This window comes from Cohnella terricola, assembly GCF_007786475.1.
Taxonomy (GTDB): domain Bacteria; phylum Bacillota; class Bacilli; order Paenibacillales; family Paenibacillaceae; genus Cohnella; species Cohnella terricola.
Genome location: NZ_VNJJ01000001.1, coordinates 68904 through 89845, shown reverse-complemented (window position 1 = coordinate 89845; position 20942 = coordinate 68904). Strand labels below are relative to the sequence as shown.

Here is a 20942-nt window from a genome sequence, read left to right as displayed (position 1 = left end):
ATATAGGTGAAATCCAGCTTTTATTATGTGAAAATGTTCCCCGAAATTCCTCCTTTATCTGATATAATACTAGTTAACTCGACATGAGGAGCCGTCCGCGTCCCTCACAAGGAGAAACATATGTCTACCGATAACGGGCCGGTCTCGCTGAGACGGCTTTTGCTGTTTTTCATTCCGATGGGGATTTCCGTTCTTCTGATCAACCTGTCTCACATCATCATTAACGGAACGCTAGCCAGATCCGACAATCCCGAGATCATTCTCGCGGGTTACGCGCTTGCCATGAGTCTGCTAACCGTGACCGAGAAACCCGCGGTATTGTTCCGGCAAACCTGCTCCGCGCTCGTGAGGGACCGGATTTCTTTTCGCGCTGTCAGGCATGTCAGCTTCTATGTATTTGGCGCTTCCATCGTCTTCGGCGGTCTAATCGCCTACACTCCGGTCGGTCATTGGATTTTCGGAGGCGCTTACGGAGCCGACACGGCCGTAGAACAGCAAGCGATCCACGCTTACGCTGCGCTCATGTTCCTTTCCGTCTTCTCGGGCATCCGCTGTTTGTACCAAGGCGTTATCATATACAAAATGAAGACGCGCTGGTTAACGATCGCGATGGTATTTCGCTTGGGGGCTATGTTTCTGCTTTCCCAGTATTTCCTGCACGTCGGCGTCACCGGAGCGATCCAAGGTACCATCATCTTCGTCTTCGGCATGATGATCGAAGCATTGCTGAGCTGGTGGGAATCCAGCAGGCTGCTTAAGCAGATGCCGGAGAAAGACGAAGAATGCGAGACGATCCGACCGAAACAAGTGGCTGCTTTTTACAACCCGCTGCTCTATTCGTCCTTGGTTGTCGTATGGACGCTGCCCATTCTGAACGCTTTACTCGGCACGACCGAGAGAGGCACGCTCGCCGTCGCATCCTTTGCCGTCGCCGGAAGCCTCATGAACCTGGTCCTTGGCTTCTTTACCTACTTCCACCAGATCGCTCTGCTTTTCGTGAAGAAGAATCCTGCGATCGTGCGGAAGTTCACGTTAACGCTCGGTTTTGTCCCTCCGTTGCTTCTGACTCTGATAGCGTTCACCCCGATCGGAGGCTGGATGTTCTCTCACGTTCTAGGAGTCAAAGACGAGTTGCTCACTTCCTGTATTCACGCGTTGCGCGGTTTTCTTCCGTTCGTGCTTGTTTTCCCATGGCTCGACACGTTAAACGGGATCGTCATGGCTCACGGAGAAACGAAGCTGATGTTCGGTTCCCAAATCTCCAACGCGATCTTCACCGCCGCGACCGTTTTCCTGCTCGTCCTGCTGCTTCCATCGTGGAACGGCGTGCTCGGGTCGATCGCCCAATCCGGAGGAGTCGTCGCGGAATTGCTATTCCTTTATTGGCTCTTCCGCCGAAGCCACCGAACGATTAATATCTTAAAACAGGAGAATCCAGCATGAATCCAACCCACTCGATGCGGGGCCAACTCTTCGTGCTGCGCACGCTGCAGTTCGCAAACTATGCTTCTATGGTGCTCCTCGTCGCTTATTTTCCGCTTTATTTCGAGAGCAAAGGTTTCTCTAAGCTGCAAATCGGAGCGATCTATTCCGTCGGCCCTTTATTATCCATCATATCCAATCTCGCCGTTGGCGTACTCAGCGACCGCACCAAAAATCTGCCTCGCATTCTTAACGTGTTATACGCGGTGCAAATTCTCGCGCTTGCCTGGTTGTTGCCGCAAAAGGAGTTCGCCATCATGGCGGGGATTATGGCGCTCTTTTACTTCTTCCAAACACCGAATAACTCGATGCTCGACAGCGTGTCACTGCTGGCGGCGGAACGTATGAAGATCAGTTTCCCTTCCATTCGGATGTACGGCTCGCTCGGATATGCGATTTGCGCGGTTATTTTCGGTTACGTGTTGAAGGTGTATGGCTCGAACTTAACGATACCAATCATTCTCTGCGTCATTTCGATATCGCTGATTTTCTCCTTCTTTATCGGGGATTATCAAGCAACGCTGAGAAAATTCGAATTCAAAGGCCTGTTCGCCCTTCTTCGCCGCCGGGAAACGCTCGTATTTTTCGGCTTGATTATGTTCGTATCCGCCGCGCACCGGATGAACGAAGGGTTCCTATCCGTGGCGATGAGGGAAATCGGGGCGGACGACTCCGTCATCGGATATGCCTCGTTGGCCTCGGCCGTCAGCGAAATTCCGATCTTTTTTCTGCTTGCCAAGTATGGCCATCGTTTTCGCGAATTTCCTCTGCTTGCGATTGCCAGCTCGATGTACGTCGTTCGCTTATCGCTACTCAGCATGGCTACGGAGCCTTGGATGATGGTCGCTCTGCAAATGTTGCACGCCCTCACCTTCGCCATTTTCTACATAACGGCGCTGCGTTGCCTGCAAGCCTTGATCCCAGACGAATACCGCTCGTCTGGACAAGCGGTGTTCGCCGTCGTCTGGTCCGGATTGGCCGGACTGATTGCGGGCACGTTAGGCGGTTGGTTATATGATTCGTTCGGACTCGCCTACGTATTCCGCATCGGAGCCGTATTCGCCCTTCTTGGTGCGGTTGGTTTTTGGCTCGCGAACCTTCGGCGAGAAAACTAACAAACGGTGCTGACCTGATAATTTCTGTCGATTAATTTATCTCTTGCAGAACACGCGGACGGGGTTTCAGCGGATGTAACGGTCTGCGAGACCGTTACAGTGCACGCGGACGGGGTTTCGGCGGATGTAACGGTCTGCCAGACCATTACAGAACACGCGGACGGGGTTTCGGTGGATGTAACGGTCTACGAGACCGTTACAGTGCACTCGGACGGGGTTTGAACGGATATCAAGTAAAGGCAAACGCTTCGCTCATACAGGAAATACATGCCATCTATTATTATCGAATGTACAAACTCATAATATACCGTAAAAAACCGCTCTTTACTAAATGGAGGCACTACCCACCCATTTATGAAAAGAACGGTTTCTTTGTGTTAGCGAGTCCCTTTCGGGAGCTCTGTTTTCTCTATGCGTTAACCCGTCTCGGCTTGCGGTTCCCACTCGGTCTTGTCATCCGTGCGATTCACGGTAATTCGGGAAATCCGCAAGTGATCGGTTTCTTCGATCGTAAATCGGAAGCCGTTATCGGAAACGACGAATTGATTTTTCTTCGGCGGATTCTCGATCTGGGAATACATCCAGCCCCCGATCGTATCGTAATCGTCCGTCGGAATATCCAATCCGAAGAAGCTGTTCACTTCCTCGATCAACATCATGCCGTTAATCGAGAACGTATTCTCATCGCGTTCCTCCACGTCGGGACGCTCCTCGTCGAATTCGTCCTGAATTTCGCCGACGATCTCTTCCATGATATCTTCCAATGTAACAAGTCCGGAAGTTCCGCCGTACTCGTCGATCAGAATGGCGATCTGCGATTTCTTCTTCTGCATAAGCTTCAGAAGCGCGCTGATCGGCATGCTTTCGGGCACGGTCGTCATCGGTCGAATCAGATCGCGGATGTCCAGAAGCGCGTTGTCCGGCACTTTAAGCAAATCTTTAATATGGACGAAGCCGATAATATTGTCCTTGTCTTTCTCGCATACCGGATACCTCGTGTGCATCTCGCGAAGAGCGATCGTTCTATTCTCCTGGAACGACAGATTGCCGTACAAGCAGATCATTTCCGTTCTCGGAATCATGATCTCGCGCGCGTTCGTTTCCGCGAAATCAAAGATATTATCCATAAGCGTAAGCTCGGTGTTGTCGATCAATCCGCTCTTATGGCTCTCTTGCACCAAGATCCGGATTTCTTCTTCCGTATGTGCGGACGAAGTATCCTCCTTGATATCGATGCCGAAAGGCTTGAGCAATAATCCGGCGGTGCCGTTCAGCAACCAGATAAAGGGACGCATGATCTTGCTGAATAAGATGAGCGGGGTTGCCGCCCATAGCGTCACCGTCTCCGCCTTGCGGATGGCAACCGATTTCGGAGCCAATTCCCCGAGTACGATATGCAGCACCGTAATAAAGGCGAATCCGATAATGAACGAAAGCGGATGAACGATCTTATCGCTGAAGTGGAGAGCCTGAAATACCGGTTCGAGCATTCTGGCTATCGCCGGTTCACCGATCCAGCCGAGGCCGAGAGAAGTTAATGTGATCCCGAGCTGACACGCGGACAAGTAGGAGTCCAGGTGCTCCATCAGATGGGAGGCGCCTTTCGCTTTCTTATGCCCTTCTTGCACCAGGCTGTCGATCTTCGTGCCCCGCGCTTTCACCATAGCGAATTCAGCCGCCACGAAAAACCCATTCAGAAAAACTAAAACAAAAATCAGGACCAAATCCACGCTTAACGGAAAGGGGTCGCCGTCCAAATAATTCCTATCCTCACCGATATCGGAAGGACAGGTACACCTCCTTTGTAATTAAAGAAAAATAAAGACTCGCCGCATATATGAAAATAGATATACGACTTTATTATAGCTTAGACGGTTTGCAACGGTCCGTCAAACGACGGTTGACCTCGTAAACTGCCGTAGTACCCATCTCTATTCGCTTGAGCCTGCCACCTATGCCGGTTTTTCGAACGAAAAGGCCGGATATCCCGATTTCCAACGAAATAGGTTCAATTTTCCTTTTTTCTTCTGCGCCGAAGCTGGTTCTGCCGGATCTTATCCTCCATCCCCTGCTCAGTCGCTTCGTAGAAGACCCGGGTGGAAAGCTTGTCTGGGTAATAATTCTGTTCGACGTAATGACCTGGGTAGTCATGCGGGTACTTATAACCGACGTGCCCAAGTTTGGCAGCGCCGCTGTAATGCCCGTCTCTTAAGTGCAGCGGCACTTCCGCGGACTTGATCGCATCGAACGTTTCCATCATCCGCCCAATCGTCACCGCGATCGCGTTGGACTTCGGACTTTCGACGGCGAATAGAATCGCCTGGGCGACGATGTATTTCGCTTCCGGCCATCCGATGCGATGATAGGCTTCCATCGCGCTTACCGCCTGCACCATCGCTTGCGGGTTCGCAAGTCCGATATCTTCGCCGCAAGCGACCGTCAAGCGCCGCAGGAACACCATCGGATCCATGCCCAGCTTCTCCACCGCGTACAGAAACCAGAAGAGCGCCGCATCGCTGGACCCTCTAATACTCTTATGGAAAGCCGATAGCACGTCATACTGCGTCGATTCGTCCGCTTGCACCGTCGGCTGGCGGATCGATTCCTCCGCGATCTCGAGCGTCACGCGTACCGTTCCATCCAATTCCGAAGGCGTCGTGACGGCAGCCAGTTCCAAAGCCGTCAGCGCGCGGCGAATATCTCCGTTCGCCATGGAGGCGATGTGGTCGAGCGCGTCTTCGTCGACTTGCAGCTTCATGAATCCGAGTCCTTTGGCCGAGTCGGAAAGCGCCCTCCTCATCGCCTGTAAAGAATGCTCTTTCGTCAGCGGAGCCAGCCGGAACAGCGTCGATCGCGACAATAACGCCCCATTCACGGAATGGAACGGGTTCTCCGTCGTTGCTCCGATGAAGACGATCGTTCCCCGCTCGACCGCGGGCAGCAGCGCGTCTTGACGCGCGCTATTAAAGCGATGAACCTCGTCCAAGAACAGAATCGTCTTGCGTCCATACATGCTCTTGTTGCGATCGGCTTGCTCGATAACTTCGCGTACGTCTTTGACCGTAGCGTCGACGGCGTTCAGTCGAACGAAGTCACCTTCGGTGCGTTTGGATATGATGTGAGCAAGCGTCGTCTTTCCGCATCCCGGCGGGCCGAATAGAAGGATGGAGGAAACGACATCCCCTTCGATCGCCCTTCTAAGCACTTTACCAGGTCCGATCAAATGTTCCTGTCCGATATATTCTTCCAGCGTCTCCGGCCGCATTCGATCGGCAAGCAGCCGCGCTTGCGGCGTCGATTCCGCTTGAAAGCTGAATAAATCCATTTGGGATAACCGCCTTTCTTCCCTACCATCATACCAGAAAGCGCACGGTTCAGGAAGAGAATAAGAACTGACGTTCCCCTATTGGTTTCCGAGCTCCTTCGCTACGATCGCTCGCCTTGCCCGAATGTAATCATGGATGATCAGCGGTTCCCGCGCAAATTCCCCATATGTCCATTTGCGTGTCCGGTCCTCGCGAACGTAGGGCGATATGCCGTTCATCATGTCCTCTACGATCGGCATCAGCCGCTTCTCGGCGAACGGTCCTTCGAGCGCCTCCCGCAAAATGGACCGATATTTCTTGCGAGCGATCGGATACGCGAGCAGCCTGCGCGTCAGAGCATTATAACCCGAGACCGGCACTAGATCGCTTGCGACGATTTTGCCGTAACAATCGCGTCCCCAAGTCCCTTCGTAATCCCAAGGAATCATGCGGAATTTGCCCTTTTTACCTCCTCGATAGATCGCGTAATTTTGCTCAAACCCGTCGAAGTTTCCCGTCAGCGCGGCTCCGGCCAGCCATCGCAAGTAATTGTCCGCGTCCAGCCGCGATCTGATGAAAGCTTCCCCGCTCGGCCCGCGAAGAACGTTTAAGCCTTTAATAAAAGACTTCAAGCGCGTCTTTTCCGAACTCGCGCCGAGCCTGAATTCGTAGCCGGCAAGCAAGGAACGCTTGCGTCTATTCGATTCCGAAGAAATTAACCCGAAGTCCGCCCGGTTGTTCACCGCGTAAAATAAAGATGAGATTCCGAGATTCCTTCTGCGAAAAAAAGCCCTCTCGACACCTTCGATTTCCAGATACACTCCTTTCGGTTCCCCGTTCACGAAGAGGCGAACGTGTTTCGTTCGCGGAGCGGGCACGCCGATCATCGGAAAGAAAGCTAAGGAAAGGGCGTTGCGAATCAATGAAGGATCGTCGAATTCCGCGTTGTAATGGAAGGTCCTCCGATCGCGAACGATCTCGTAGGACTTTTTCGGGTAATCCCGCGTATGGCCTCCCCGGTAACGGATCGAGACCGCTGAAGTTTTACTATTGTTCTTCATTTTCGCTGGCACGTATATGCCGTTCCACAGATTTTTGTCCAAGTCTCGCATCGCCGAATCGCTGATACTAAGCGCTATTACCGGTAGAGGCATCCCGAGTTCGCCTTCCTCTTCAATCGTCGTCACGTCATGATCATCGTATTCCGTCGGGGCATCCGCGGAAACGGCATTCGTCTATGCCGCAAGCCATCAAGAAAAGGGCTTCCAGCAGCGGAACCGCGCGGAAACCCCATCCTGGCACGAATCGGTCAAACGTGCCCGCTTCTATGATAACCGGAACGCCTTTCGGCTTCTCCCGCAGGCCGATTAGGCCAACCGGGACGCTGAACCCAACCAGGATGTTGGACCCAACCGGGTTGCTGGACCCAACCAGGTTGCTGGACCCCGCCGGAACGTCTCTCTGCACCGCCGGATCGACCGCCAGCCGAACCGGAACGCCTGCCGACTCCATCCGTGCGTCTCTCGGCCGGCTCCGTTCTGCCGGTTCCAACCGGGTACCCATTATAACGGGGATCCCTCCAATGCCAACCCCACCACGGATCGATATATGGACCCGGCGACGTAGTAACAGGTTCGGCAACCGGGTAGCGATCCGGCTCGCGATCCGGCTCGCGAACAGGATAGTGACGAACGTGCCGCCTATGCCTTCTGCGTCTGTGTCTGGGATGCTTGGGATCGCATTTACTCTTCTTATGCAACCGCATGCTCAATGATTGTGCACCTCCCCTATAAAGATCATACAGTCTATGTGCGAGAATCCGCCGTCGATAGAGACAGGTGCAGAACTACGTTCAAAAAAAGGCTTATACCTGTTACATTTCGCGGAATTTGTTTCCTACTCGGACAACCAACCGTTACTCCGTACCAGAGGTGCACATAGATATATTCATAGAAAGCTCATTCTGGGCGGGGCCGAGCGTAGCCGCAGTCGCCATGGAGGTGCATTCGCCGCACGATGGATAATTATTTGAACCAGGCCGTTTCGATAACCGTTTCAGGAATTCCCCTTCCCATCACAGGCCGACTAGTCGATCTTGGCCCCGATGTGCTTGTTATATTCGATGGAACTCTTTTTCTATACATTCCGCTTGTTCAAGTCGAACTCTTGACGAGTTGTCCACCTCATCATGCGATTATCGCCGCGCCTTCCCAGCCTCCGCTCGATGCCGCGAAGAACTTGTCCTACCGCAAAGTGTTATGGAATTCCAAAGGCGTGTTTTCCGTGATTCATATCGCCGGCAATCAGACGGTTCACGGTTACGTAACCAGCATCATGAACGACTTCTTCGTCTTTCATTCGTCCACGTTCAGGTCGCTCTACGTTTCGATGCGGCATTTGAAAATACTCTCTCCTTACGATTCTCGCAAAATTCCTTACGCGATCAAGCAAAACCTTCATCCGATCCATTCGGCCGCGCCGCCGCTCGCGCGTATGTTCGATCAACAATTAAAAAAGTTCGAGAACGAGTTCGTCGTTCTGGATCTGGGAAAACGCCCGGAAAAAGTCGGCCTGCTGACATCGGTGCAAAACAACCTGTTGGAGCTAGTCACAGCCGATAGCGTCCATACCTTTACTCATCTTGATCATGTCCAAACGATTCATCGGCCTTGAGTCAAAAAAACAAAGGCTATTCCGGGTACGCACCCGAAATAGCCTTATCTCATTTATCCGATGGCCGCTTCAAACCGCCTCGCAGCTTCTCGATCGTTTGCCTTACCCGCGAATCCCGGGTTTCTTGCCTTTTGGCATCTAGGACCCAGCGAATATATTCCTTCTTGTGGGAAGGCGCCAGCTTCGCGAAAAAGGACTCCGCAGCCTCGTTCTCCTGCAACGCCGCGCGCAGATCTTCGGGCACTTCCGGAGGTTCGGCAGACTCTGTTCGCGAAGAGCGCCGCTCTTCAGGCGACGGACGCGACTTGCCTACTGCCTCGACGGGCCGAAACCGCATCGCCGACCACGTATCGTCGATCGATACGAGGGCGATGCCCTCCCAACCCGCTTTATTGACGCAGGCCCAACCTTTATCCCGATTCAAGTCGGTTTTGATCTTCGACGTTCCTTTCGGATAACAAATCCATAACATGCCGTCCCTATTGACCGCTCGCAGCGCCTCCGGCACATACTTCTCCAGCTCGGCGACATTCTCGGCGAACAATTGCACGTAATCGCATGAACCGGACTCGCTCCCGAACGCATAAAGCTTTTCTTCTTCTTGACCTATCCGAGCGAGAAACCCTTCGGGTGCTTCGATCACGGCAATCTTGCCTGCCGGCGGGACGCGAAGCTTCTTGATCAGCGCTTCATCCACGGCTTTGACCTACTGTTTCCACCAAATCCTTGAATACGACGCTGACCATGATCAATCCGGCCACGGGCGGTACGAACGCATTGCTGGAAGGCGGCTGCTGGGCTTTGCGGATCTCCGGCGCCGTATCCGGCACGATCCGCTGCGTCACGTCTTCTCGCGGCTTAATTGGCTCCTCGGTGGAGAAGACGACCTTGACGCCTTTCTTGATCCCTGCTTCGCGTAGCTTTCTGCGCACGACGCGAGCGATCGGGTCGACCGTCGTCTTCGAAATGTCCGCGACTTGGAAGCGGCTAGGATCCATCTTGTTGGCCGCTCCCATGCTCGAGATGACGGGAATGCCCCGAGCCAGGCATTGCTTGATGAGGTGAACCTTGTAGACGATCGTATCCGAAGCGTCGATCACGTAATCCAGAGGGAACTTGAACAATTCTTCGTACGTTTCCTCCGTATAGAACATCCGCAGGGCGATCGCGTCGCATTCCGGATTGATCAGCTTGATCCGTTCCTTCATCAGTTCCGCCTTAGGCTGCCCGACCGTAGTCGTCAACGCATGGACCTGACGGTTAATGTTCGTGATGTCGACGACGTCCTTGTCGATCAGGATAATTCGGCCGATCCCGGAGCGGGCGAGCGCTTCGGCCGCAATCCCGCCGACTCCGCCGATTCCAAGCACGGCGACGGTAGCGCCTTTCAGACGCTCCAGTCCTTCCGGCCCGATCGCGAGTTCCGTTCTGGAGAATTGATGCAGCATCGTCGTTCTCCCCTTCTATTAGCCTTGTACGGCCGGCTCAGCAGCTTCCGCGGAGGCGTCAGCCTCGTTCTTCGCCAGTGCCGCAGCCGCTTTCGCGGACAAACGAATATGCAGATCTTCCAATTGCCGTTCCTCGACAGAAGACGGAGCGTCAGTCAACAAGTCCGTAGCGCTAGCGGTTTTCGGGAACGCGATCGTTTCGCGCAAGTTCGTGCGACCTGTCAGCAGCATGATCAACCGGTCCAGACCGAATGCGATGCCGCCATGCGGAGGCGTGCCGTATTCGAACGCGTCGAGGAAGAAGCCGAATTTCTCTTTCGCTTCCTCAGGCGAGAAGCCGAGCGCCTGGAACATTTTCTCTTGCACTTCACGGCGATAGATCCGCATGGAGCCTCCGCCGACTTCATAACCGTTCAGCACGATATCGTACGCTTGCGCGCGGATCGCGCCCGGATCGCTGTCGAACAACGGCAGATCCTCGTCTCTTGGGCGGGTGAACGGATGGTGCTCGGCGACGAAGCGCTTCGCTTCTTCGTCCCAGCCAAGCAACGGGAAGTCGACGACCCACAGGAATTTGTACGCTTTATTGTCGATCAGTCCCAGCTCTTTGCCGACCTTCAGACGCAGATTGCCCATTACGTCCGCAGCCGTCTTCAGCTTATCGGCGGAGAAGGTCAGCAAGTCGCCTTCTTCGACGTTCAGACGTTCCGTCAGCGCGGCGATCTCTTCCGGCTTGAAGAATTTGACGATCGGACCGCGCCATTCGCCATCCTTCACCGTAATCCAAGCGATGCCTTTACCGCCGTAACGAGCCGCGAACGGTTGGAGATCGTCGAGCTCCTTGCGGCTCCAGCTTGCGCAGCCTTTGGCGTTCAGAGCTTTCACGACGCCGCCTGAAGCGGCTACCGACGCGAATACTTTCACGTCGCTGCCCTTGACGATATCGGTTACGTCTTCGATCTCCAGGCCGAAGCGCAGATCCGGCTTGTCGGATCCGTATTTATGAATCGCGTCATGGTACGTCAGACGCTGGAACGGAGTCGGAATCTCGACGCCGATCGTCTCGCGGAATAAACGAGCCATCAGTTGCTCCATCATGCCGAGCAGTTGCTCTTGGGACAAGAACGATGTCTCGATATCGACTTGCGTAAATTCCGGTTGACGGTCCGCGCGAAGGTCTTCATCGCGGAAACAGCGAGCTACTTGGTAGTAGCGCTCCAAGCCGCCGACCATCAGCAATTGCTTGAACAGCTGCGGAGACTGCGGCAACGCGAAGAACTCGCCCGGATGAACCCGGCTCGGTACGAGGTAATCGCGCGCGCCCTCCGGCGTGCTCTTGGTCAGGATCGGCGTTTCGACGTCGATAAAGCCGTTATCGTCCAGGAAATCACGGAATACTTTGGTCGCTTTGGAACGAAGCAGAAGCGTCTTCTGCATCTCCGGACGGCGCAAGTCCAGATAACGGTATTTCAAGCGGAGCGATTCATCGACTTCAACGCCGTCTTCGATCGGGAACGGAGGCGTCTTCGCCGCGTTGATAATCTCCACTTCTTGAACCTGGATTTCAATCTCGCCAGTTGCCAGGTTAGGGTTAAACGTCTCCGGATCGCGTTCGACGATTTTGCCTTGGACGGCAAGCACGTATTCGTTGCGAGCGCGGCTGCCAAATTCAAGCGCCTGCTTCGAGATTTCCGGATTAAAGACGATCTGCACGATTCCCGAGCGGTCGCGAAGGTCGATGAAGAGCAGGCCGCCGAAATCGCGCCAGCCTTGTACCCATCCGTTAAGCACGACCGTCTGGCCGACCTGTTCCTTCGTGAGTGTACCGCAATCGTTCGTTTTGAGCATCATGAGTGGTTATTCCCCTTTTCGCTTTTTAGCTTATTTTTGATCGTATTCGCCAGATCTTCCAGCTTGACGGCCTGCTGATCTCCGCCCGTCACGGACCGCAAAGAGATTTCCCCGCGATCTAGCTCATCGTCGCCGAGCACCGCAGCGAAGCTGGCCCCGCTGCGTTCTGCCGCTTTGAACTGCGCTTTCGTCTTGCGCCCGAGGTAGTCCCGCTCGGCGGCGATTCCCGCAACGCGCAGACGCTGCAGAAGAGCAGACGCCGCTTTCTCCGCACGTTCGCCCAACGTGACGACGTAGACGTCGGCCTGAGCTGCCAGATCGGGCTTGATTCCTTGACTTTCCAACAGCAGCAGCGTTCTTTCCAAGCCGAGCCCGAACCCGACTCCCGGCTTGTCGTCCCCGCCGATCTCGGCCACGAGTCCGTTATACCGCCCGCCTCCGCCGATCGTATCGATCGCGCCGATGCCTTGAGCCTTGTATTCGAACGCCGTATGCGTGTAATAGTCGAGGCCCCGCACGAGACGCGAATTCAGGTTATACGGAATGCCCATCTCGTCCAAGCACTCGCGAACCCGCGCGAAATGCGCTTCGCATTCCTCGTCCAAACTGTCGATAATAGATGGAGCATTCGTGAATTTGTCTTGATCGACTTTACAATCGAGCACCCTGAGCGGATTACGTGCCATCCGCGATTTGCAGTCGTCGCATAAGCTATCCCGCATCGGCTCCAGATAAGCAAGCAGCTTCTCGCGGAAAGCAGCCCTCACAGCAGGCGTGCCCACGGAATTCAAGTCCACCGTGACGCCTTGAAGCCCAAGCTCGCGATAGAAGCCGTAGCCTAGAGCAATAATCTCCGCGTCCAAAGCCGGGTCGACCGAACCGATCGCCTCCACGCCAAATTGGTGAAACTGCCGGTATCTTCCCGCCTGCGCGCGCTCATAGCGGAACATAGGTCCAATGTAGTAAAGCTTGGAGACGTCCGGCTCTCCGTAAAGCTTGTTTTCCACGTACGAGCGGACAACGCCCGCGGTTCCTTCCGGACGCAGTGTCATGCTGCGCTTGCCGCGGTCTTCGAACGTATACATTTCTTTCTCGACGATGTCCGTCGTTTCTCCGACTCCCCGCTTGAACAATTCCGTTGCTTCGAAGATCGGCGTGCGGATTTCTCCGAATCCGTAGCGGCGGCAGATATCGCGAGCCGTATTCTCTACGTATTGCCACAACTCGGTGCTGCCGGGCATAATGTCCTGCGTCCCTGGAGGTTTCTGAAAACTCATTGTCGTTTCACTCCTTTTTCAACCCATTAAAAAAGCCCTCGTCCACGTAACGATCGTAACGATCGTCAGGGACGAGAGCGTGCTTGATATGCTCCCGCGGTGCCACCCGTCATTCAAGCCGTTCCCTTCCGGTCCTCGGCTTGCTCTTAAACCGGTTAACGCTCGGCCGCGCCGCAATGCTACTGATTCCGTCGGCATCGCCAGCCGGAAAAGTTCACATCGGGTTCTCGGAGGTGTCGTTCGTCCGTTCATCGCCGGAAAGCTTGCAGCCTAAAGGCTTTCCTCTCTGTGGGCGTGGGGCCGGAGTACTGCTCCCGTCATCGAATCTAAGGCAAATTCAATTGTTATTTATTGTAGTCTGTTGCCGAAGGCCTGTCAAGCAACCGCTTGTCAAAAAGCCGCTAGAAAGAAAATAACCTGTCAACGTCGACAGGTTCAATGATTGTATATATTGAAAAAGGGGGTCGTCTATAGATTAGTCGATTAAGTTTAAACGATCGTGTAAATCAGATTACAGTTTCATTACAAAATAGAAAGCGGATTCTCAGCGATTCCTGTCGAACAATGGCGAAAATCAGACAATCGCTTATCCCCGGCCGCCAGGAGAATGGCGTCTGCCATTAGCCCCGCCCGCAGCCGGTCCGGCGCCCAGATCGCCGCCTAGTTCCATGCCGATCCGATCGGATAACGCCATCGCTTCACGGCGTTCCGGCATTAAACCTTCCCGCATTAACCATTCCGTCGTTTTTTCTTTGCGCGATTGTCTCATGTCGCCATCTCCCGCCTTTTCACACGCTGGATTTTGACATGTAGTTTTTCCAATACGCGCCTTCGTTAAACGCTGCGGCTGTCCAAGATCAAAGTGACCGGGCCGTCGTTCACGAGAGCCACGTCCATCATCGCCCCGAACTTCCCGGTTTCCACGCGCAATCCCCGTCCACGCAATCGTTCGTTAAACTTCTCGTACAGTTCTTCGGCAAGCTCCGGTCTGGCCGCGCCCATGAAATTCGGCCGCTTGCCCTTACGGCAATCGCCGAATAACGTAAACTGGGATACAGACAAAATATCGCCCTTCACATCTTCGACCGACAAGTTCATCTTACCCGATTCGTCTTCGAAGATTCGGAGACCCGCCAGCTTGTCCGCCATCCAAATCAAATCCTGCTCCGTATCCTCCTGACCGACGCCAACCAGCAGCATCAATCCCTTGCCGATCTCGCCGACGACGCTGTCGTCCACGGTCACCCGGGCTTCGGACGCCCGTTGCACGACTACTTTCATGTTCTGCTTCTCCCATCATAAACCAACGGTTCTATTGCATATTCCGCTGCACGGAAAAAATATCTTTGACACGCTTGATCTTATCCACGACCGACTGGAGATGATCCTTATTGCGGATCAAAATCGTCATATGCATAATCGCCAACTTGTTCTTGTCGGAACGTCCGGAAACGGCGGAAATGTTCGTCTTGCTCTCCGAGACCGCTTGGAGCACCTCGTTGAGCAACCCGCGGCGATCATGGCCGAGAATTTCGATCTCGACGCTGTAATTGGCCTCCACCGAGTTTTCCCACTCGACCTCGATGACGCGCGCCGCTTCTTCCCCGTCTTCCCCAGTCGGGATATTCGGACAGTCGGTTCGGTGCACCGACACGCCGCGGCCACGCGTAATATAACCGATAATATCGTCTCCCGGGACGGGATTGCAGCAACGCGCGAACCGGACTAGCAGATTATCCACGCCCTTCACGCTGACTCCGTGTGTAGGACGCTTCTTCTCTGTAGCTGAAGCCGGCGCCTTCATCTCCTTGACTTCCGTCGTGAGCTGGATTTGCTGCGCTTCTTCCGTCTCTTTACGCAGCTTCTCCGTCAGCTTTGTGCAGATCTGAGCCGCCGTAATGCCGCCAAAGCCAATCGCCGACAGCATGTCCTCCACGTCGTTAAACGTGAATTTCTTCGCCGCGTCCAGCAGCTTGTCGTCCGACATCCACTCATGAGTCTCGAGGCCCAGCCGCTTCAATTCCCGTTCAAGCAGCTCACGACCTTTTTCGACACTTTCTTCACGTTTCTCTTTCTTGAACCATTGACGGATTTTGCTTCTCGTATGGGACGATTGTGCGACCTTAAGCCAGTCCTGGCTAGGACCGTAGGAGTGCTTGGATGTTAATATTTCGACAATATCTCCGGTTTTCAGCTTATGGTCAAGCGGAACGATACGCCCGTTCACTTTGGCTCCGATCGTTCGGTTCCCGACCTCGGTATGGACGCGATAAGCGAAGTCTAGCGGAACGGATCCGGCCGGAAGTTCGAACACTTCCCCTTTCGGCGTGAACACGAACACGAGATCGGTGAAAAAGTCCATTTTCAGCGATTCCATGAACTCCGCCGCATCGCGCGTTTCTTGCTGCAGCTCGATGATTTCGCGGAACCAATTCATCTTATCCCCGAAGCTGCCCGGCACGACTCCCGCCGAATTGCCGTCTTTATACGCCCAGTGGGCGGCGATGCCGATCTCGCTCGTACGGTGCATCTCCCATGTCCGTATCTGTACCTCCGTAGGCTCGCCCGTAGATCCCACGATCGTCGTATGCAAAGATTGATACATATTCGCTTTCGGCATAGCGATATAGTCTTTGAAACGTCCCGGCATCGGTTTCCACAACGTATGGATAATGCCAAGCGTGGCATAACAGTCCTTCACGTTGTCTACCAATATCCGAATCGCAAGCAAATCGTAGATTTCGTTGAATTGCTTGTTGCGGGACATCATCTTTTTGTAGATGCTGTAGATATGTTTCGGACGTCCCGAAATATCGCCCTGGATGCCCATCTCCTCGAGCTTCTCGCGGATTTTCTCGATCAGTTCGGCGATATGCTGCTCGCGCTCGGTCCGCTTCATCTTCATCAGATGCGCGATCCGGTAATATTGCTGCGGGTTCAGGAATCGAAGGGCGATATCCTCCATCTCCCATTTGATTGCGCTGATCCCGAGCCGGTGGGCGATCGGACAGAAAATCTCCAACGTTTCGTGCGCGATGCGCCTTTGGCTTTCTTCCGATTGGAACTTGAGCGTGCGCATATTATGGAGACGGTCGGCCAATTTAATCAAAATCACGCGTATATCGTTGGCCATTGCCACGAACATTTTGCGATAATTCTCGTTCTGTTGTTCTTCCTTCGATTGAAACTGGATCCGTTCGAGTTTGGTCAACCCGTCGACAAGCCCGGCAAGCGTCTCTCCGAACCGTTCGCGCAAGTCGTCGAGCGTCACGTTCGTATCTTCGACAACGTCATGCAGCAGCGCCGCCATCACCGTGACGACGTCCATCTGCATCCCCATGCATATTTCAGCAACGGCCACGGGATGTAAAATATAGGGCTCGCCCGATTTGCGAACTTGACCGCGATGCGCTTCTTCGGCAAATTCGTAAGCGTCCCGAATCTTCTGCAAATCTTGTTCCTTCATATACGTAGATGCTTTCTCGAGAAGCAGCTCCATGCCCATGCCGAATTCCTTTCCGCCGGCGCCTTACGCCGGAATTTTCCCCTGAAGTTATTGCTATCATTATGCCTCTTCGCGGCGGGAATCGTCAACCTTGGCGGATTGTCGCGGAAGGCCAACAACAAAAAAAGACATACCGATAACCGTCGGATTATCGGATGTCTTTTCATCAAGAAGTTCGATCAGTACGTCATAAGCGAAGCGACGTCGATGCCTTGCAGCTTGTCGCGTCCGCTCAAATAACTCAACTCGATCAAGAACGCAGCGCCCACGATCTCTCCCCCGAGCTGGTGAATCAAATCGATCGACGTCGCGATCGTTCCGCCAGTGGCGAGCAGATCGTCGGCGATTAGAATTTTTTGTCCGGGTGTGATCGAGTCGCTGTGAATGGCGAGACGGTCTTTGCCGTATTCCAGATCGTAAGCCGCCTCTACAGTCTCTCCTGGCAGCTTCCCGCTTTTGCGGATCGGCACGAAACCGACGCCGAGCGCAAGCGCGAGCGGAGCGCCTATCACGAAACCGCGGGCTTCGGGTCCGGCGATCAGATCGATTTCTTTATCTTTCACGAGTTCTTTAAGCGCGTCAATGGCAGCACGATATGCCGGGCCGTCCTTCAGCAATGTTGTAATATCCTTAAACCGGATGCCCGGTTGCGGAAAATCGGGAATAACCCGAATGTAGTCTTTAAAATTCACGGCTATCATCATACTCCTTCATAAGGATGAACCTGAGCGTTCTCGGTCACGAAAAGCATTATACACTTTTTGATCGGTCTTTGGCTAGCTTGGAAATCGAGCATGCAGGGAACGGCATGATCATGCATTCTGCGGCTTCGCGTTATGGCAGGATTGCAGCCATCGATGCAACTCGTCCGTCGACAGCACGGGCAGCCGTTTCGCTTCGTGAATCTCGCGGGCTTTGCGGTAACGGGCCGACTCTTCCAACGGCTTTCGAGTCGGGTTATTGACCACTTTCCGCGAGGCGCCGGACGCGGCAATGAACCCAAGCTCGGCGAATACCTCGTGCATCATCCGAACCGTCGCGAGCGGCCAGCCTGTCTGCAACGCGGTCTCTTGCTGGAAACCGTCGGGATTGTCGAGCCATTCTCCGCGCTTTAAGCACATCGAGTACACTTCGGCAAAATGCTTGCGATCGGGAAATAAAAGCTGTTTTTCGTCTTTGAAAGTTTCCGAGGTCCGATCCGGGAGAACGGTGACGAGTTCCAGACCACGTTCCGGAAGCAGCCACGCTTTTAAGCTTCGTAATCCCTGCTCATCATCGGGCAACCCGATCAGCACCAGATGACTGCGTTCCTGTTCGGATGCGGAAGCCGTTGCCGGATCCCGCTCGGCCGCAGCAGCTGTCTCGGCATTCGTTAACGGATCATCTTCCATATCGGAATACAACCCGATCGGCACCCCCGTCGTGCCGAATCTATGCATGGCCTCCCTGTACCCCGTCTGGGACGCGCATACGACAACTAGGTCCGACGCCCCTTCGCTAACGAGCAGATCCAACGCCGCTAAGGGGTCCTTTTCGTGACGTCGATCTTTGAATAGCAAATCTTCCGAGCGATAGTCCTGGAACATCACTTGCGCTTTGCGGTTGCCGTTCCACTCGTTCACTGTCAGTTCCCCAAGCAGATCGATTCGCATTCCCGGTGGAAGTCGGTCGCAATGCGCTCCCATCCCGAACGCTACGACTTCGATCGACGTCCCGGACTGCTCGACGGTCAAGCGCAGATGTTTGCTCTCTTTGCCCATCGTCCGGCTGTCTCTTATTCGTAAATTGCCAATAGCGATCCGGGGCGTCGGATTACCGCTTCCGAACGGTTCGAGCCGCGCGAGCTGGTCTACCGCATTAAGCGTAACGTCTGACAGCGAGACGCTAAGATCGATGCGTCTCTTCGGCTGCCAATCGTCCTGACTTATTCGATCCTGAGCGATCCGGTCGAGGCGGGCGGCAAGCTCGGCGACGTGAACCCGCTTCATGGTCAGCCCCGCCGCCGCTTGATGCCCTCCGAAATGCTCCATCCATTCCGCGCATTCGGTCAGCGCGGCATACAAATCGAAGCCGTCGATCGAGCGTGCGGAGCCTTTGCACAAACCGGTCCCCGCATCCGTCGCTAGAATAACAGCGGGGAGATAATACTTTTCCACGAATCTGGAGGCGACCAATCCGGCGATTCCCGCGTTCCAGCCTTCTTTCGCCAGTACGATCGCATGCCTGGCGACAAACCCGTCGGTTTCTCGCATGCTCCTCCATAATCCATCCGCTTCTTCGAAAGTTTGCTCGACAAGAGCTTGCCTCTCCCCATTCAGCCGATCCAGTTCCGCCGCATAGACATCCGCTTCTTCGTCCGTGGCCGCCGTAAGAAGCCGAAGCGCGCTATCCGCATGCTCGAGCCGACCGCCTGCGTTTAATCTAGGAGCAAGAGAGAAGGCGATCCGTCCGCTAGTCAAATCTTCCGGCTTTATTCCCGACGCCTTGGTCAACGCCCTGATTCCCGCGATCGGTCGGCTCCTGAGCTGTTCCAGACCCAGCCGCGCAATGATCCGGTTCTCTCCGGTCAGCGGCATTAAGTCCGCGATCGTCCCGATCGCGGCCAGGTCCGCATATTCCAGTACGGAACGCCCGAGCATCGCATGCGCCAGCTTAAACACGACGCCCGCGCCGCACAGTCCCTTAAAAGGATAAGGGCAATCTTTTTGCTTCGGATTAACGAGCGCGATCGCTTCCGGCAGCGTTTCGGGAGGTTCGTGGTGATCGGTTACGACCACATCGATGCCAAGCCTCGACGCATAGGCGATCTGCTCGACCGCGCTAATCCCGTTGTCCACCGTAACTAGAAGCCGCACCCCCGCTTCCGCGGCCAAGTCGATCGCGGCAAGATTAAGCCCATATCCTTCCCGGCTCCGATGGGGAATATAGGTATCGTAATTTGCGCCGAGCGACGTCAATAGTCGGACCATAAGCGCCGTCGACGTGACGCCATCGGCGTCGTAATCGCCGTACACGCGAATCTTCTCGCCTTCCCGCAACGCGTGGCGAATCCGATCTACAGCCGCGGCCATCCCTTTCATCTCGAATGGATCCGTCAAGCGATCAGCATCCGGCTTGAGAAACGACGCCGTTTCCTCTAATGATGTCCATCCCCGTCCTGCCAGCACGCCGGCGCACAATCGGTCGATCCGCAGTTCCTCGGATAACTTCGCGACGAGATGTTCCTCTGCCGAGGGCATCACCCATCTATATTTGGATTTGATCATGTAGAACCCCTTCCCGTTCCCCGAACGCAAACAAAAACCCGCCGCCAAGCCGGCGGCGGATCTTATCATCATCCGATTATTGCAAGAGCGAAGAAAGCTCTTCTTGCTGGTGATTCGATTTGTAAGGATAACCGGCATCGTAAGGCTGCACTTTGACGTTAACGTCGATGACGTGAAGGAACCGTTTGGTCAAGATCCTCCGCACACGATGAGCGACATCCTGTCCTTCAAATACGCTAATTCGCGGGTTGACCCGTATGGAGACGTCCAAGATGACGTAGTGCCCATGCTCCCTGGCCTTCACTTCATCTACAGCAACGACGCCGTCGATAATCTGCACCGCTTCGATCAGCGTTTGCGTATCCGAATCGTCCATCCCGTTTGGTTTGGATGAGCGGACAACGCCCGACGTCATGCGATACCCCATACGGATAACGAATACCGAGATGACGAGGCCCGCGGCCGGATCGAGCACGAACAGGAACGGCATATCGTACATGTCGCCTACGACGGCGCCGGAAGTTCCAACCAAAGCTGTAAGCGATGCGAAAATATCGGAACGATTGTCCCCCGCCCGATCTCCGCGGATTCCAAAGCGGCTGTCGCTATTGCGCCTGTACCTAACAAGGCCTTCCCTGACCCCGATTCCGACGGCAATGACGACGACCGCTCCCACGCCTGGAGCTTTATCTGCGCCGCTCGCGACCGTGCGGATCGAGGAGACTCCCATTTCGATACCCGCAACGAACAAGATCGCGGATAAGACGATCGCCGCCGCGACTTCCGGCTGTTGCCGCGGAGAACCGGCGGCGTTCGGATTCAATCGCGCTTTACGCATGCCCAGATAGGAGGTTAGCGTATGCGCACAATCCGCCGCGGAGTGGCAAGCGTCCGCTAGCAGCGCTTTGCTCCCCGTCAGCCATCCGACGGAGCCTTTAACGATAAACATGCCGAGCAGCCCCCACAAGGAAACCAGGGTACCGCGTTCCGCAGAGACGGAGCGATGGTCCATAGCCATTA

The 20942-nt window shown here is 54.6% G+C and carries 18 protein-coding genes; 4 read left to right on the top strand and 14 right to left on the bottom strand.

What is annotated here, in order from left to right; all coding sequences use genetic code 11:
- The first annotated feature begins 120 nt into the window (after positions 1–120).
- The 3 genes from FPZ45_RS00400 (at position 121) to FPZ45_RS25885 (ending at position 2819) form a co-directional block, all read left to right on the top strand.
- Positions 121–1443, top strand: coding sequence for a multi antimicrobial extrusion protein MatE (locus tag FPZ45_RS00400; RefSeq protein ID WP_144697141.1), 1323 nt, complete (start codon positions 121–123; stop codon positions 1441–1443).
- Positions 1440–2597: an MFS transporter gene (locus FPZ45_RS00395; protein ID WP_144697138.1), complete on the top strand. Its 1158-nt coding sequence runs from the start codon at positions 1440–1442 to the stop codon at positions 2595–2597. The genes FPZ45_RS00400 and FPZ45_RS00395 overlap by 4 nt, the downstream gene beginning before the upstream one ends.
- Positions 2598–2696: 99 nt before the next feature.
- Complete coding sequence (locus tag FPZ45_RS25885; protein ID WP_281284867.1) at positions 2697–2819, top strand: hypothetical protein; 123 nt, start codon at positions 2697–2699, stop codon at positions 2817–2819.
- Between the two features lie 194 nt (positions 2820–3013).
- Here FPZ45_RS25885 and FPZ45_RS00390 read toward each other — a convergent pair whose 3' ends face one another.
- The 4 genes from FPZ45_RS00390 to FPZ45_RS00375 all read right to left on the bottom strand — a co-directional run bounded on the left by FPZ45_RS00390 (position 3014) and on the right by FPZ45_RS00375 (position 7465).
- Positions 3014–4354, bottom strand: a complete 1341-nt coding sequence (locus FPZ45_RS00390) for a hemolysin family protein (protein ID WP_144697134.1) — start codon at positions 4352–4354, stop codon at positions 3014–3016.
- 251 nt (positions 4355–4605) lie between these two features.
- Complete coding sequence (locus FPZ45_RS00385) at positions 4606–5922, bottom strand: replication-associated recombination protein A (RefSeq protein WP_144697130.1); 1317 nt, start codon at positions 5920–5922, stop codon at positions 4606–4608.
- Between the two features lie 78 nt (positions 5923–6000).
- Positions 6001–7089 carry a CotH kinase family protein gene (locus tag FPZ45_RS00380; protein ID WP_246120263.1) on the bottom strand — a complete coding sequence of 363 codons (1089 nt, stop codon included), beginning with the start codon at positions 7087–7089 and terminating at the stop codon, positions 6001–6003.
- Between the two features lie 7 nt (positions 7090–7096).
- A complete protein-coding gene (locus FPZ45_RS00375; RefSeq protein WP_144697127.1) occupies positions 7097–7465 on the bottom strand; it encodes a hypothetical protein in 369 nt (122 codons plus the stop codon).
- 453 nt (positions 7466–7918) lie between these two features.
- Here FPZ45_RS00375 and FPZ45_RS00370 point away from each other — a divergent pair, with 453 nt between their 5' ends.
- On the top strand, positions 7919–8575 hold the full coding sequence (locus FPZ45_RS00370; protein ID WP_144697124.1) for a DUF2642 domain-containing protein: 657 nt from the start codon (positions 7919–7921) through the stop codon (positions 8573–8575).
- Between the two features lie 49 nt (positions 8576–8624).
- Here the strand turns inward: FPZ45_RS00370 and FPZ45_RS00365 are convergent, their stop codons facing one another.
- The 10 genes from FPZ45_RS00365 to FPZ45_RS00320 form a co-directional block, all read right to left on the bottom strand.
- On the bottom strand, positions 8625–9272 hold the full coding sequence (locus tag FPZ45_RS00365; RefSeq protein WP_144697121.1) for a YdeI/OmpD-associated family protein: 648 nt from the start codon (positions 9270–9272) through the stop codon (positions 8625–8627).
- Entirely contained in the window at positions 9265–10023 is a 759-nt protein-coding gene (locus FPZ45_RS00360) for a tRNA threonylcarbamoyladenosine dehydratase (RefSeq protein ID WP_144697118.1), read from the bottom strand. Before FPZ45_RS00360 ends, FPZ45_RS00365 begins: the two co-directional genes overlap by 8 nt.
- Before the next feature lie 18 nt (positions 10024–10041).
- Positions 10042–11874, bottom strand: coding sequence for an aspartate--tRNA ligase (aspS, locus tag FPZ45_RS00355; protein WP_144697115.1), 1833 nt, complete (start codon positions 11872–11874; stop codon positions 10042–10044).
- Complete coding sequence (hisS, locus tag FPZ45_RS00350; RefSeq protein ID WP_144697112.1) at positions 11871–13151, bottom strand: histidine--tRNA ligase; 1281 nt, start codon at positions 13149–13151, stop codon at positions 11871–11873. The genes aspS and hisS overlap by 4 nt, the downstream gene beginning before the upstream one ends.
- Positions 13152–13737: 586 nt before the next feature.
- Positions 13738–13920 (bottom strand): hypothetical protein, encoded by a 183-nt coding sequence (locus tag FPZ45_RS00345; RefSeq protein WP_144697109.1) that lies wholly within the window; start codon positions 13918–13920, stop codon positions 13738–13740.
- Positions 13921–13985: 65 nt separating this feature from the next.
- Positions 13986–14432 (bottom strand): D-aminoacyl-tRNA deacylase, encoded by a 447-nt coding sequence (gene dtd / locus FPZ45_RS00340; RefSeq protein WP_144697106.1) that lies wholly within the window; start codon positions 14430–14432, stop codon positions 13986–13988.
- Positions 14433–14463: 31 nt separating this feature from the next.
- Entirely contained in the window at positions 14464–16656 is a 2193-nt protein-coding gene (locus tag FPZ45_RS00335; RefSeq protein WP_144697103.1) for a RelA/SpoT family protein, read from the bottom strand.
- Between the two features lie 179 nt (positions 16657–16835).
- Positions 16836–17348 carry an adenine phosphoribosyltransferase gene (locus FPZ45_RS00330; RefSeq protein WP_144697100.1) on the bottom strand — a complete coding sequence of 171 codons (513 nt, stop codon included), beginning with the start codon at positions 17346–17348 and terminating at the stop codon, positions 16836–16838.
- A 120-nt stretch (positions 17349–17468) separates the two neighbouring features.
- Positions 17469–19922 carry a single-stranded-DNA-specific exonuclease RecJ gene (gene recJ, locus FPZ45_RS00325; protein WP_186438162.1) on the bottom strand — a complete coding sequence of 818 codons (2454 nt, stop codon included), beginning with the start codon at positions 19920–19922 and terminating at the stop codon, positions 17469–17471.
- A 76-nt stretch (positions 19923–19998) separates the two neighbouring features.
- Positions 19999–20940, bottom strand: a complete 942-nt coding sequence (locus tag FPZ45_RS00320; protein ID WP_144697094.1) for a cation diffusion facilitator family transporter — start codon at positions 20938–20940, stop codon at positions 19999–20001.
- Positions 20941–20942: the final 2 nt, after the last annotated feature.